Here is a 13389-nt window from a genome sequence, read left to right as displayed (position 1 = left end):
TCCCAAAGGGAGAGGGAGTATTAATAAGGAGTTAACATGGTCACGCCATATATATCAATGGCGGGGATCGGCAAATCCTTTGGTCCGGTTCACGCATTAAAATCGGTTGATTTAACTATATATCCCCACGAGATTCACGCCTTATTAGGGGAGAATGGTGCCGGTAAATCAACCTTAATGAAAGTATTGTCGGGAATACATGAACCGACCAAAGGCACCATTACTATTAAAGAAACAAAATACGACAAACTCGATCATAAACTGGCGGCTCAGCTCGGTATTGGTATTATTTATCAGGAACTCAGCGTAATTGATGAATTAACGGTACTGGAGAATCTCTATATTGGCCGCCACCTGACGAAAAAAGCGTTTGGCGTCAGTATTATCGACTGGAAAGAGATGCGTATTCGCGCAGCGATGATGTTATTGCGCATCGGGCTAAAAGTGGATTTAGATGAAAAAGTGGCAAATTTATCTATCAGCCACAAACAGATGCTGGAAATAGCCAAAACCCTGATGCTCGACGCCAAAGTAATCATCATGGATGAACCCACCTCCTCGCTCACCAATAAAGAGGTGGATTATCTGTTCCTGATCATGAACCAGCTGCGCAAAGAGGGAACGGCGATTGTTTATATCTCTCATAAGCTTGCGGAGATTCGCCGCATCTGCGACCGCTACACGGTCATGAAAGACGGCAGCAGCGTGTGCAGTGGCATGGTGAGTGACGTGTCGAACGACGACATTGTACGCCTGATGGTGGGCCGCGAGCTGCAAAACCGCTTTAACGCCATGAAAGAGAGCACCGGTAACGTTGAGCGCGACACGGTGTTCGAGGTGAAAAACGTCACCAGCCGGGACAAGAAAAAGGTCCGCGATATTTCATTCAGCGTGAACCGAGGTGAAATCCTCGGCTTCGCAGGGCTGGTGGGCTCTGGCCGCACCGAGCTGATGGACTGCCTGTTCGGCGTGGATAAACGCAGCAGTGGTGAAATCCGTCTTAACGGCAAAACCATCTCCCCGCGCTCGCCGCTGGATGCGCTGAAAAAGGGCATGGCCTACATCACCGAGAGCCGCCGGGAAAACGGTTTTTTCCCGAACTTCTCTATCGCCCAGAACATGGCGGTCAGCCATAGCCTGAAAAACGGCGGCTACAAAGGGGCGATGGGGCTGTTCCGGGAAAGCGAGGAGCGCAAAACTGCCGAAGCGCAGCGACAGCTGTTGGCGCTGAAATGCCATAGCATCGAGCAAAACATCACCGAGCTTTCCGGTGGAAATCAGCAAAAGGTGCTGATTTCCAAATGGCTGTGCTGCAACCCGGAAGTCATTATTTTTGATGAGCCCACCCGCGGCATCGACGTCGGTGCGAAAGCCGAAATCTACAAGGTGATGCGCGGTCTTGCCGACGAGGGCAAGGTCATCATGATGGTGTCATCCGAACTTCCTGAAATTATCGCCGTCTGCGACCGCATCGCCGTGTTCTGCGAAGGGCGACTCACGCAAATCCTGACCAATCGCGACAACATGAGCGAAGAGGAGATCATGGTATGGGCATTACCACAAGAGTGAAAGGCGATATGGCCGAGAAGAAGCCGTTTAACTTCGCGCTGTTCTGGGACAAGTACGGCACCTTTTTCATCCTCGCGATCATCGTGGCCATCTTCGGCACGCTGTCGTCGGAGTACTTCCTGACCACCAACAACATCACCCAGATTTTTGTTCAAAGCTCGGTGACGGTATTAATCGGGATGGGCGAGTTTTTTGCCATTCTGGTGGCGGGCATTGACCTCTCCGTCGGCGCAATCCTTGCCCTCTCCGGCATGGTCACCGCCAAGCTGATGCTGGCGGGCGTCGACCCTTTCCTCGCGGCGCTGATTGGCGGCGTGCTGGTCGGCGGTGTGCTCGGGGCCATCAACGGCTGTCTGGTGAACTGGACTGGGCTGCATCCGTTCATTATCACCCTCGGCACCAACGCTATTTTCCGCGGTATTACGCTGGTGATCTCCGACGCCAACTCGGTGTACGGCTTTTCGTTCGAGTTTGTGAACTTCTTTGCCGCCAGCGTGTTAGGCATCCCCGTTCCGGTGATTTTCTCGCTGATTGTGGCGGTGATCCTGTGGTTCCTCACCACCCGGATGCGGCTCGGACGCAATATCTACGCCCTCGGCGGCAACAAGAACTCGGCTTTCTACTCCGGCATCGACGTGAAGTTTCACATTCTGGTCGTGTTTATCATCTCCGGCGTGTGCGCAGGGCTGGCAGGCGTGGTCTCTACCGCGCGTCTGGGGGCGGCGGAGCCGCTGGCCGGAATGGGCTTTGAAACCTACGCTATCGCCAGCGCCATTATCGGCGGCACCAGCTTCTTCGGCGGCAAAGGCCGCATCTTCTCGGTCGTCATTGGCGGGTTAATTATCGGCACCATCAATAACGGACTTAACATTCTCCAGGTTCAGACCTATTACCAGCTGGTGGTGATGGGCGGGTTGATTATCGCCGCTGTCGCCCTCGATAGACTGATCAGTAAGTAAGGAATCCACCATGAAAATCTCTCCCTCTTTGATGTGTATGGATCTGCTGAAATTCAAAGAACAGATCGAATTCATTGATCGGCACGCGGACTACTTCCATATCGACATCATGGATGGTCACTTTGTCCCGAACCTGACACTGTCGCCGTTTTTTGTCGGCCAGGTGAAAAAGCTGGCGACCAAGCCGCTGGACTGCCACTTGATGGTGACCCGCCCGCAGGATTACATCAGCCAGCTGGCGCAGGCAGGGGCCGATTTCATCACCCTGCACCCGGAAACCATCAACGGTCAGGCGTTCCGGCTGATTGAAGAAATCCGCCGCCACGGCATGAAGGTCGGCCTGATCCTCAACCCGGAAACCCCGGTCGAAGCGATGAAATACTATATTCACAAAGCCGAAAAAATTACCGTGATGACCGTTGATCCGGGCTTTGCCGGGCAGCCGTTCATTCCGGAAATGCTGGATAAAATTGCTGAACTGAAGGCCTGGCGTGAGCGCGAAGGGCTGAGTTATGAAATTGAGATCGACGGCTCCTGCAATCAGGCCACCTATCGCAAGCTGATGGCCGCCGGGGCAGACGTGTTTATCGTCGGCACCTCTGGCCTGTTCAATAACGCAGAGAATATCGACGAGGCGTGGCAGCAGATGGCGCGTCAGATCCTGTCGGCCAGAAACGAGGTAATACCCCATGCAAAAACAGCCTGACGTGGTCGCCGGAGTGGATATGGGGGCGACCCATATTCGCTTCTGCCTACAGCGCGAAGACGGCACCGTGCTTCACTGCGAAAAACAGCGTACGGCGGATGTGATTGCGCCCGGCGTGGTGGAGGGCGTGGCGGCACTGATTAACGCCCAGCTTCGACGCTATCAGGTGCGTTGTCGTGGGCTGGTGATGGGCTTTCCGGCCCTGGTGGGTAAAGACAAGCGCACCATTATATCGACGCCCAACCTGCCGCTTCAGGCCAATACGCTGCACGGTCTGGCAGATCATCTGGAGGCCACCCTGTGCTGCCCGGTGGAGTTTTCCCGCGACGTTAACCTGCAGCTCTCGTTTGACGTGGTGCAGCATCATCTTCAGCAGCAGCAGGTGCTGGCGGTCTATCTTGGTACGGGGATGGGCTTTGCCATCTGGCTGAACGGCGCGCCATGGACCGGGGCGCACGGCGTAGCGGGAGAGCTGGGGCATATTCCACAGGGGAAGATGTCCCTTCGCTGCGGGTGCGGCAACGCCGGATGTCTGGAAACCGTCTGCTCCGGCATCGCCCTCAAGCAGTGGTACGAACAGCGGCCGCGGGATTACGCAATGGGCGAAATCTTTACCGCCGCCCGCAACGAACCCTTTGTGCAGCAGTTGCTCGCCCATGCCGCGTGCGCCATTGCCACCAGCGTCAACCTCTTCGATCCGGATGCGGTCATTCTCGGCGGCGGCGTCATGGATATGCCCGATTTTCCGCGCGACGCACTGATTGCACAGATTAAACAGCATCTTCGCCGTCCGCTGCCCTATGACGCGGTGCGTTTTATCGCGGCATCGTCGTCGTCCTTTAACGGGGCGCAGGGCGCAGCGGCGCTGGCCCGCCGGCAGTTTATGCTATCACCTTGCGCAATGCCTGCGCCAACTGTACACGGCTGAACGGCTTGCGCAGGAGCGGGACGTCCGGCAGCTGCGGGTTATGCGCCGGACGTAGATCCTGTCCGCTCACCAGCAGGACCGGAAGCTGCGGGTAGCGGGTGCGTACGTGGTTAATCACCTCCGCGCCGCTTAAGCTGCCGGGAAGCATTAAGTCGCTGATGAACATGCCAATATCCGGTGAGACCTCCAGCATTCTCAACGCCTGCTCACCGTTCTCCGCCTCCAGCGTCAGATAGCCAAGCTGGTGCAGTTGCTCGCACAGGGTCTGACGAACATCCGCCTCATCTTCCAGCACCAGCACCAGCCGCTCGCTATCACCGGCGGCGGTGGCAGAGAGCACTTCATCCTCAGACATAACGGGCAGCATCGAGCGCGGGAGGTGAAGCCGAACGGTCGTCCCCTGCCCCGGCGCGCTTTCAATCTCCACGCGACCACCTGACTGGCGGACAAAGCCGTAGACCATCGACAGACCTAACCCACTCCCGCTTCCGGTCTGCTTAGTGGTGAAGAACGGTTCAAAGACCCTGGATTTCACCTCCTGCGACATACCGCTGCCGCGGTCAATCACCTCCAGCGCCACCATATCCTGCCTGCGCCCGTCGCTACGGGTGACGCGCTGATTCCAGGTACGGATCTTAATCACCCCGCTTTGCCCTTCCATCGCATCGCGGGCATTCATCACCAGATTGATGATGGCGTTCTCCAGCTGGCTGACGTCTATCCATGCGGGCCAGGCGGGGGATTGCGCTTCAATCTCCAGCGTCAGGGTCGCAGGCAAGGAGTGGAGCATGAGTTCCCTGAGATTTTCCAGCAGCGGTTTCATCTCGACCGCGTGCGGCGTCAGGGATTGCTTACGGGAAAACGCCAGCAGACGCTGGGTGAGGAGTGCACCGCGTTCGGCAGCCTTCAGCGCCCGGGTGATACGCGACGCATCTTTTGATTCCGGATCGGTAAGCTCAAGACTGCCGATGATCACCGCCAGCAGGTTATTAAAATCATGCGCCAGCCCACCCGTCAGTTGTCCAACGGCTTTCATCTTCTGGCTGTGCAGCAGTGCCTCTTCCAGCCCCTGACGCTCAATGCGGTCGATCTCCATCTGCGTGGTTTTCTCTTTAAGCAGACGGGTGGTGTGCTCAAGCGAGGCGGTGTTGCGGGCAAAAACGTTAAACGCACGCGCCAGCTCACCCAGCTCATCACGCCGCTGGAGGGCGGGAACGGACACATCCTGTTCGCCGTGAGCAAGACGCGACATCGCCCGGGAAATGGCCGTCAGGTTTGAGGCCAGATTGCGATAGATATACCAGCAGGCGCATCCGGTGATGATCAGCGCCAGCACGGCGAAAATGCTGATAAATACGCTGATAGATTGCAATTCGTGATGGCTCTGGGCCGTGCGAAGCCGGGAGGCTTGCGCCACCTGTTCGACGTACTGATTAATATCACTGTTGAGGATCGCTACCAGCGCCTTGATGTGGAACATATACCAGCTTATCGCCAGATCGCTTTCTTCCAGTTGCTTCGACAGCGGCGCGAGCTTACGCAGTTCGTCGTTAAAATCGGGCAGGACGCCATTAACCACCGGCTGCGCCGCACTCCGCGGCAGCGTTGCCGTCACCGCATCCAGCTGCTGCACCGTGGCGCGCGGCGAGGGGGTGTCGATAGCGGCGATAATCAGCCTGTCCATCTCCATTAGCTGCTGTGCATCCGGGATATTACTGTCGTAACGACGATTGATATCCTGCAAATGCCGTAAGTAGCTCTGACTCTGATACAGCGAGCTCAGCAGCGCATTACGTTCCAGATGGCGTCGCTGCCCGCGTTCAAGCATCTCCGTCACGCTCTGCTGTAATTCATTGCTTCTCTGAATAATTCGCGCCACCAGCGCCGGTTCCTGCTGCGCCAGTGGCGCATCAGCAAGCTGTTCCAGCGAGTGACGCAGTGCCATTTGCGTCTGCTTCAACCGGTCAGCTTCGCCTTTATATTCCAGCGCCCCTACGACTTGCGAAAGCCTCACCGCCGCCGTTGCCACGCTGGCGGTATCCCGTGCGAGATTCATACTGCCGGTCATGTCATCCAGCGTTTGCTGTTGAACCTGCTCCTGGATCTGGCTGGCGTGACGGAAGCCGAGCACCGCCACACCGCTGACCATGAGCGTCACGGCGACCACCAGCAGATTGAAAATCAGCAGGCGACCACGGGCGCTGGCAAAAAACGGGGGGCGGTGTGATGACATGTTAGCTCCGTAACTGTGATCGACATTAGCTATTCATAACTATGACAAATATGAACGGCTTCTGACATTTTGCATTTACGCACCTGTGATGAAGTGCAGATATCGACATTCACAGGAGATCCGCCATGAGCAGAACCCCGGTATTAGAGATGCGTCACATTGCCAAGACGTTTGGCAATTTCCGCGCGCTCAAGGGTGTGGATTTGACGGTCTTCCCCGGTGAGATCCACGCGCTGATGGGTGAAAACGGTGCGGGGAAAAGCACGCTGATGAAGATCCTCGCGGGAGCCTATACCGCCACCAGCGGTGAGATCCTGATCGACGGTCAGCCGTTTCACATCAAGGGGCCAAAAGATGCGCTGGCCGCAGGCATTACCCTGATTTATCAGGAGATGCAGCTAGCGCCCAATCTGACCGTCGCCGAAAACATCTTTCTTGGCAGCGAGTTGTCGCGGGGCGGGCTGGTACAGCGCAAAGAGATGGCTGCTCAGGCGCAGGCTGTGATTGAGCGCCTTGGCGCACATTTTAACGCCACCGACCTGGTGATGAAGCTGACCATTGCCGAGCAGCAGCAGGTGGAAATAGCCCGCGCACTGCACCGCAACAGCCGCATTCTGGTGATGGATGAACCCACCGCGGCCCTCTCCTCACGAGAAACCCATCGCCTGTTTGAGCTGATTTTGCGCCTGCGCGATGAAGGAATGGCCATCATCTATATCAGCCATCGGATGGCGGAAGTGTACGAACTCTCCGACCGCGTCAGCGTTCTGCGTGACGGGCAGTACGTCGGCAGCCTGACCCGCGACAAACTGAACGCCTCTGAGCTGGTGAAGATGATGGTCGGTCGTCCCTTAAGCGATCTGTTTAACAAAGAACGGGATATTCCACTCGGCAGCCCGCGTCTCAACGTTCACCACCTCACCGACGGTAAAAAAGTACAGCCTTGCAGCCTGCAGGTACGTTCAGGGGAGATTGTCGGTCTGGCGGGCCTGGTGGGGGCTGGCCGCTCCGAACTGGCACAACTGATCTTCGGCGCGCGCAAAGCCACAGGCGGCATGATTGAAGTTGATGGCGAGCCGGTAGTGATCCACTCCCCGCGTGCGGCAATTGAAAACGGGATCGGTTTTCTCACTGAAAACCGCAAGGAACAGGGGTTGTTCCTGGAGCTGGCGGCGCAGGAGAACATCACCATGGCCACGCTGGAGCGCGACGCAACCTTCGGCATGCTTAACCGCAAAAAAGCACAGTCCATTTCCGATGACGCCATCGCCCTGCTTAACATCCGCGTGCCCCATTCTCAGGTGCGCGCTGGTGGGCTATCAGGCGGTAACCAGCAAAAACTGCTGATCTCCCGCTGGGTAGCAATCGGCCCGCGCATTCTGATTCTGGACGAACCAACACGCGGCGTGGACGTCGGCGCGAAAAGCGAGATCTACCGCATCATGAACCAGATGGCGCGCAAGGGCGTGGCGATTTTGATGATCTCCAGCGAACTGCCGGAAGTGGTGGGCATGAGTGACCGGGTGTACGTCATGCGTGAAGGCAGCATTGCGGGTGAACTCCACGGGCGCGACATCTCTCAGGAAAACATTATGACGCTGGCAACCGGCGTGAACGACACTCATCATCAGGCGGTGCAATCATGACAACTCCTACCCATCCGCAGCAGGTGGCGAAATCCGCCTCCGCCAAAAAAATGCTGATGAGCGATCTGATGCAAACGGTCGGTATTTTGCCGATTTTAATCCTGATTGTGGCGGTATTTGGTTTTATCGCCCCTAACTTCTTCACCGAGAGCAACCTGCTCAACATTACCCGTCAGGCCTCAATCAACATCGTGCTGGCGGCAGGGATGACATTCATCATCTTAACCGGCGGGATTGACCTCTCCGTGGGCTCGATTCTGGGCACCACGGCGGTAGCGGCGATGGTGGTCTCGCTTATCCCGGAATTTGCCATGCTCTCTATTCCGGCGGCCCTGATGCTCGGCATGGTGCTGGGGCTGTTCAACGGCGCGCTGGTGGCCTTTGCCGGGTTACCGCCCTTTATCGTCACGCTCGGGACCTATACCGCGCTGCGCGGCGCGGCCTATCTGCTGGCCGACGGCACAACGGTCATTAACTCAAACATCAATTTTGAGTGGATCGGTAATAACTATCTCGGCCCCATTCCCTGGCTGGTGGTGATCGCCCTGGCAGTGATTGCGGTGTGCTGGTTTATCCTGCGCCGCACCACGCTTGGGGTTCACATCTACGCGGTCGGCGGCAACATGCAGGCAGCACGACTGACCGGTATTAAGGTCTGGATGGTACTGCTGTTTGTGTACGGCATGAGCGGTCTGCTCTCGGGCCTGGGCGGGGTAATGAGCGCATCGCGACTTTACAGCGCCAACGGCAATCTGGGCATGGGTTATGAGCTGGATGCAATTGCGGCAGTGATCCTCGGTGGTACCAGCTTTGTCGGCGGGATCGGCACGATCACCGGCACGCTGGTAGGTGCGCTGATCATCGCCACCCTCAACAACGGCATGACGCTAATGGGCGTCTCCTACTTCTGGCAACTGGTGATCAAAGGGGCGGTGATCATCATTGCGGTGCTGATCGACAAATACCGTACCCGACACCATCAAAGTGCATAACAACAATACCCTACAAGCGAGGAAGAAAAGATGCGTTTGAAACCGTTAGTGACCGCGCTCTGTGCTGGCGCACTGCTTGCCGCAACGCCGTTTGCGCAGGCGAAAGATTTGAAGTCCATCGGTGTGACGGTGGGTGACCTGGCTAACCCGTTCTTCGTGCAGATCACCAAAGGTGCCGAGCTGGAAGCGCGCAAACTGGCGGGGGATAACGTTAAAGTCACGCTGGTCTCCAGCGGTTACGATCTGGGTCAGCAGGTGGCGCAGATCGACAACTTTATTGCCGCCAAAGTGGACATGATCATCCTTAACGCGGCGGACTCCAAAGGTATCGGCCCGGCGGTAAAACGCGCGAAGGACGCCGGGATCGTGGTGGTCGCGGTTGACGTGGCAGCGGAAGGGGCAGATGCCACCATCACCTCCGATAACACCCAGGCAGGCGAAATGGCCTGTAAGTACATAACCGACCGCCTGAAAGGTAAAGGCAATGTGGTGATCATCAACGGGCCACCGGTGTCAGCGGTACAGAACCGCGTGGAAGGTTGTCAGACAGAATTCAAAAAACATCCGGATATCAAGGTGCTCTCAGATAACCAGAACGCCAAAGGCAGCCGTGAGGGTGGGCTGGAAGTGATGACCTCCTTACTGGCCGCCAATCCGAAGATCGACGGCGTGTTCGCGATTAACGATCCCACCGCGATCGGTGCCGATCTGGCAGCCAAACAGGCACAACGCAGCGAGTTCTTTATCGTTGGCGTGGATGGTAGCCCGGACGGTGAAGAAGCGCTGAAGCGGGAAAACTCCCTGTTTGTGGCGACCCCAGCGCAAGATCCGCAGGTGATGGCGGCAAAAGCGGTGGAGATCGGCTATGACATATTACAGGGCAAGCCTGCACCGAAAGCGCCTGTGCTGATCCCGGTGACGATGATCGATAAAAAGAATGTCGGAACCTATAAGGGATGGACGGTTAAGTAACCCTTTTCCCTCTCCCATTGGGAGAGGGAACTGTTTTCAAGGAGTCCCCATGAAACGCTCCGACATCAACGAAATCCTCGGCCACACGCGGCAGTTTTTCTCCATGCACGATGTGCACCTCCCCCCTTTTGCCAGCTTTCCGCCAACAAAATGGCAGCAGCTTGACCAGACCGCATGGCAGGAAGTGTTCGACCTCAGGCTCGGCTGGGACGTGACGGCATTCGGTGGCAACAATTTTGCCGCCCAGGGCCTGACGCTGTTTACTCTGCGCAATGGCTCCCCCAACGGGGTGCCGTATGAAAAATGCTACGCAGAAAAAATCATGCACGTGCGAGACGGCCAGGTCACGCCGATGCATTTCCACTGGCGCAAGCGGGAAGACATCATCAACCGGGGCGGCGGAAATCTGATCATAGAGTTGTGGAATGCCGGAGGGCATGAAGAGACCGAAAATACCGATGTGACGGTCACCGTCGACGGCTGTCGACAGACCCACGCGCCCGGTAGCCAGTTGCGCCTCACACCAGGGGAAAGCATCTGTCTCACGCCCGGTCTGTACCACAGTTTCTGGGGCGAACGCGGGTTTGGCGACGTTCTGGTGGGCGAAGTGTCATCCGTGAACGATGACGAACACGATAACCATTTTCTGCAGCCCATTGCGCGCTACAACAGTATTGAAGAAGACGAACCGGCGGTACTGGTGTTGTGCAACGAGTACAGCCTGTTTCGAATTTAAGGAGTGAATGATGCCATTGATTTCTCTTGCCGACGGTCTTGAGCACGCCAGAGAGCACCGCTACGCACTGGGTGCGTTTAACGTACTCGACTCCCATTTCCTGCGTGCGTTGTTTGCCGCCGCCAGGCAGGAACGATCGCCGTTTATCATCAACATCGCCGAAGTGCATTTTAAGTATGTGTCGCTGGATTCGCTTGTCGAAGCGGTTAAGTTCGAGGCCGCTCGCCACGATATTCCCGTGGTCCTTAACCTCGACCACGGTCTGCACTTCGAGGCAGTGGTGCGCGCCCTGCGTTTAGGGTTCAGTTCGGTGATGTTCGACGGCTCCGCGTTGAGTTACGAGGAAAACATTCGCCAGACGCGGGAAGTCGTGAAGATGTGCCACGCGGTGGGGGTGTCGGTGGAGGCTGAGTTGGGCGCGGTTGGCGGTGACGAAGGCGGCGCGTTGTATGGGCATGCGGATGAAGCCTTTTTTACTGATCCGCAACTGGCACGCGAATTTGTCGATCTGACGGGTATTGATGCCCTGGCCGTCGCCATTGGTAATGCACATGGCAAATACAAAGGCGAGCCGAAACTCGACTTCCCACGCCTGGATGCGATTCGCCAGCAGACGGGTCTGCCGCTGGTGCTGCATGGAGGTTCCGGGATTAGCGATGCCGATTTTCGTCGCGCCATCGAACTGGGCATTCATAAAATCAATTTCTACACCGGGATGTCGCAAGCGGCTCTGTCCGCCGTTGAGCAGCGTATGGCAAAACGCCAGCCACTTTATGACGAGTTTGCCGAACTGTTGCTGAGTATAGAAGAGGCGATTTCCGATACGGTCGCAGAACAGATGCGCATCTTTGGCAGCGCGGGGCAGGCATAATGGAACGCAAAGGGATTATCGCTGCGGGCAATATGCTGGTGGATCACGTCCATCAGATCGTGCAGTGGCCAGAACGCGGCTGGCTGGCAGAAATTACCCACAGCGAACGTTCCACCGGCGGCGCGCCGCTCAACGTCCTTCTGACACTGGCGAAAATGCACGTTGGCCTGCCGCTGCAGGCCGTGGGACTGATTGGTGAAGATAGCGACGGGGACTACATTCTGGCAATGCTCGACCAGTACCACGTCAACCGTCAGCGCGTACAGCGCACCACCTTTGCACCGACCTCCATGTCGCAGGTCATGACCGATCCCAGCGGACAGCGCACCTTTTTCCACTCGCCAGGGGCAAACCGTCTGCTGGATCTTCCCGCCTTCGATCGTTTAGACGGATCGATGAAGATCTTCCATCTCGGTTATTTGCTGTTGCTCGACAGCCTGGACATGCCGGATGACGAGTTTGGCACCCGTAGCGCGCGGCTGCTGGCGCAAATGCGCGACCAGGGGTATGAAACGTCGCTCGATCTGGTGTCCCGCAAGGGCGACCCGCGCTACCAGCCGCTGGTGCTCCCTGCCCTTCGCCATCTCGATTATCTGGTGATTAACGAGCTGGAAGCCGGAGAGTTTAGCGGGCTGGAGATGCGTGACGAGCATGATGCACTGCACATTACCCATATTGCCCAGGCCGCTTCTCAACTGCTGGCATCTGGCGTTCGTCAGCGCGTGGTGATCCACTGCCCGGAAGGCGCATGGGGTGAAGCGCCGGGTGAGCAAGGCCGCTGGATCCCGTCATGGTTGCTGGAACAGGAACAGATCATCGGCAGCGTTGGCGCGGGAGATGCCTTTTGTGCGGGCTTTTTATACGGCTGCCATGAATCGTTGTCGCTAACGGACAGTATTTATCTGGCACACGCCTGCGCGCGGGCAAGCCTGCTGGCCGCCAATGCGATTGACGGCGCGAAAACGCTGGCCGAGTTGCAGCTGTTTATTAAAGAGAATACCTAGGCCGCTTTTTCGCTGTGAGAGACGTCGGTGGCAAAAACGTAGCCCAGTCCACGGATGGTTTTAATGAGTGCAGGCTGGTGCGGATTGGCCTCGATTTTCCGTCGCAGGCGCATGATTAACACATCAATAGTGCGGTCAAAGACCTCGGCGCTTTCGCTGTGGGTCAACTCAAGCAATTGATCACGGCTCAGTACCCGGCGAGCATTTTGCGTAAGTGCCAGCAGCAAGCCGTACTCGCCCTGCGTTAAGGGCACGGTGTTACGGTTAGGATCGCTCAGTTCACAGCGCGCGGTATCCAGCGTCCAGCCGTTAAAGGTAATCCCCTCTACACTCGGCACGGGAACGTCTGCGGCCAGCACGCCCGTTCGACGCAGCACGGCTTTAACGCGGGCGACCACAACACGCGGGTTAAACGGCTTGCCAATATAATCGTCGGCCCCCATCTCCAGCCCCACCACCACGTCTGACTCACTGCCCAGCCCGGTTAACATGACCACCGGTAGCGCCGGACGCTGCTTTTGCAGCTGCAGCAAAACCTGCAGACCGTTGATATCCGGCAGCATCATATCCAGCAGAACCAGGGCAATATTCGGCTCCTGATGAACACGGTTCAGGGCATCCTGGCCGTTATGGCAGACCAGCACACTAAAGACGTGCTCACTCAGCACATCCTGAAGCAGTTCGCAGACTGCAATATCGTCATCAACCACCAGAATCGCCGGTTTCATCGCATGCTTCCGTCAGGGGATTATTTTAAGTCTGAACCATTCTGC

General features: G+C 57.0%; 12 protein-coding genes. 10 read left to right on the top strand and 2 right to left on the bottom strand.

The annotated features are described in order from the left end of the window. The first annotated feature begins 36 nt into the window (after window positions 1–36). From alsA to alsK, 4 genes are read left to right on the top strand one after another with little or no spacing between them, the layout of a single operon-like run. Window positions 37–1569 (top strand): D-allose ABC transporter ATP-binding protein AlsA, encoded by a 1533-nt coding sequence (gene alsA / locus ACLHV8_RS01715; RefSeq protein WP_134708620.1) that lies wholly within the window; start codon window positions 37–39, stop codon window positions 1567–1569. Further along, entirely contained in the window at window positions 1548–2528 is a 981-nt protein-coding gene (alsC, locus tag ACLHV8_RS01710; RefSeq protein ID WP_134708619.1) for a D-allose ABC transporter permease, read from the top strand. Before alsA ends, alsC begins: the two co-directional genes overlap by 22 nt. A 10-nt stretch (window positions 2529–2538) precedes the next feature. Further along, on the top strand, window positions 2539–3234 hold the full coding sequence (alsE, locus tag ACLHV8_RS01705; protein WP_208595114.1) for a D-allulose 6-phosphate 3-epimerase: 696 nt from the start codon (window positions 2539–2541) through the stop codon (window positions 3232–3234). Further along, window positions 3218–4162: an allose kinase gene (gene alsK / locus ACLHV8_RS01700; RefSeq protein ID WP_208595113.1), complete on the top strand. Its 945-nt coding sequence runs from the start codon at window positions 3218–3220 to the stop codon at window positions 4160–4162. Before alsE ends, alsK begins: the two co-directional genes overlap by 17 nt. On the opposite strand, the gene ACLHV8_RS01695 is transcribed toward alsK, so the two are convergent. Beyond that, window positions 4116–6395 (bottom strand): hybrid sensor histidine kinase/response regulator, encoded by a 2280-nt coding sequence (locus ACLHV8_RS01695; protein ID WP_208595112.1) that lies wholly within the window; start codon window positions 6393–6395, stop codon window positions 4116–4118. The two genes, alsK and ACLHV8_RS01695, sit on opposite strands and share 47 nt — an antisense overlap. 125 nt (window positions 6396–6520) lie before the next feature. Between ACLHV8_RS01695 and ACLHV8_RS01690 the strand changes: the two genes are divergently transcribed. From ACLHV8_RS01690 to ACLHV8_RS01665, 6 genes are read left to right on the top strand one after another with little or no spacing between them, the layout of a single operon-like run. Then, window positions 6521–8041 (top strand): sugar ABC transporter ATP-binding protein, encoded by a 1521-nt coding sequence (locus ACLHV8_RS01690; protein ID WP_208595111.1) that lies wholly within the window; start codon window positions 6521–6523, stop codon window positions 8039–8041. After that, entirely contained in the window at window positions 8038–9033 is a 996-nt protein-coding gene (locus tag ACLHV8_RS01685; protein ID WP_208595110.1) for an ABC transporter permease subunit, read from the top strand. Before ACLHV8_RS01690 ends, ACLHV8_RS01685 begins: the two co-directional genes overlap by 4 nt. A gap of 30 nt (window positions 9034–9063) precedes the next feature. Then, window positions 9064–10005, top strand: coding sequence for an ABC transporter substrate-binding protein (locus tag ACLHV8_RS01680; protein ID WP_049007723.1), 942 nt, complete (start codon window positions 9064–9066; stop codon window positions 10003–10005). Between the two features lie 49 nt (window positions 10006–10054). After that, window positions 10055–10741 carry a D-lyxose/D-mannose family sugar isomerase gene (locus tag ACLHV8_RS01675; protein ID WP_028017909.1) on the top strand — a complete coding sequence of 229 codons (687 nt, stop codon included), beginning with the start codon at window positions 10055–10057 and terminating at the stop codon, window positions 10739–10741. A gap of 10 nt (window positions 10742–10751) precedes the next feature. Beyond that, the gene (locus tag ACLHV8_RS01670; protein WP_049007724.1) at window positions 10752–11612 is read left to right on the top strand and encodes a ketose 1,6-bisphosphate aldolase; all 861 of its coding nucleotides are present in this window, start codon (window positions 10752–10754) and stop codon (window positions 11610–11612) included. Further along, window positions 11612–12616, top strand: a complete 1005-nt coding sequence (locus ACLHV8_RS01665; RefSeq protein ID WP_108089417.1) for a carbohydrate kinase family protein — start codon at window positions 11612–11614, stop codon at window positions 12614–12616. Before ACLHV8_RS01670 ends, ACLHV8_RS01665 begins: the two co-directional genes overlap by 1 nt. Here ACLHV8_RS01665 and ACLHV8_RS01660 read toward each other — a convergent pair. Further along, window positions 12613–13344, bottom strand: a complete 732-nt coding sequence (locus ACLHV8_RS01660) for a response regulator (RefSeq protein ID WP_028017912.1) — start codon at window positions 13342–13344, stop codon at window positions 12613–12615. The two genes, ACLHV8_RS01665 and ACLHV8_RS01660, sit on opposite strands and share 4 nt — an antisense overlap. Window positions 13345–13389: the final 45 nt, after the last annotated feature.

Origin of the sequence: Enterobacter sp. CPE_E863, from assembly GCF_046521465.1 — a bacterium.
Lineage (GTDB): Bacteria > Pseudomonadota > Gammaproteobacteria > Enterobacterales > Enterobacteriaceae > Enterobacter > Enterobacter adelaidei.
The sequence above is the reverse complement of the archived record's forward strand: the minus strand, read 5'-3'. Positions and strand labels throughout refer to the sequence as shown.

Bases quoted from the DNA above. Each gene is read 5' to 3' on its own strand.
- alsA (WP_134708620.1), top strand. From the start codon at position 37: ATGGTCACGCCATATATATCAATGGCGGGGATCGGCAAATCCTTTGGT.
- alsC (WP_134708619.1), top strand. From the start codon at position 1,548: ATGGGCATTACCACAAGAGTGAAAGGCGATATGGCCGAGAAGAAGCCG.
- alsE (WP_208595114.1), top strand. From the start codon at position 2,539: ATGAAAATCTCTCCCTCTTTGATGTGTATGGATCTGCTGAAATTCAAA.
- alsK (WP_208595113.1), top strand. From the start codon at position 3,218: ATGCAAAAACAGCCTGACGTGGTCGCCGGAGTGGATATGGGGGCGACC.
- ACLHV8_RS01695 (WP_208595112.1), bottom strand. From the start codon at position 6,395: ATGTCATCACACCGCCCCCCGTTTTTTGCCAGCGCCCGTGGTCGCCTG.
- ACLHV8_RS01690 (WP_208595111.1), top strand. From the start codon at position 6,521: ATGAGCAGAACCCCGGTATTAGAGATGCGTCACATTGCCAAGACGTTT.
- ACLHV8_RS01685 (WP_208595110.1), top strand. From the start codon at position 8,038: ATGACAACTCCTACCCATCCGCAGCAGGTGGCGAAATCCGCCTCCGCC.
- ACLHV8_RS01680 (WP_049007723.1), top strand. From the start codon at position 9,064: ATGCGTTTGAAACCGTTAGTGACCGCGCTCTGTGCTGGCGCACTGCTT.
- ACLHV8_RS01675 (WP_028017909.1), top strand. From the start codon at position 10,055: ATGAAACGCTCCGACATCAACGAAATCCTCGGCCACACGCGGCAGTTT.
- ACLHV8_RS01670 (WP_049007724.1), top strand. From the start codon at position 10,752: ATGCCATTGATTTCTCTTGCCGACGGTCTTGAGCACGCCAGAGAGCAC.
- ACLHV8_RS01665 (WP_108089417.1), top strand. From the start codon at position 11,612: ATGGAACGCAAAGGGATTATCGCTGCGGGCAATATGCTGGTGGATCAC.
- ACLHV8_RS01660 (WP_028017912.1), bottom strand. From the start codon at position 13,344: ATGAAACCGGCGATTCTGGTGGTTGATGACGATATTGCAGTCTGCGAA.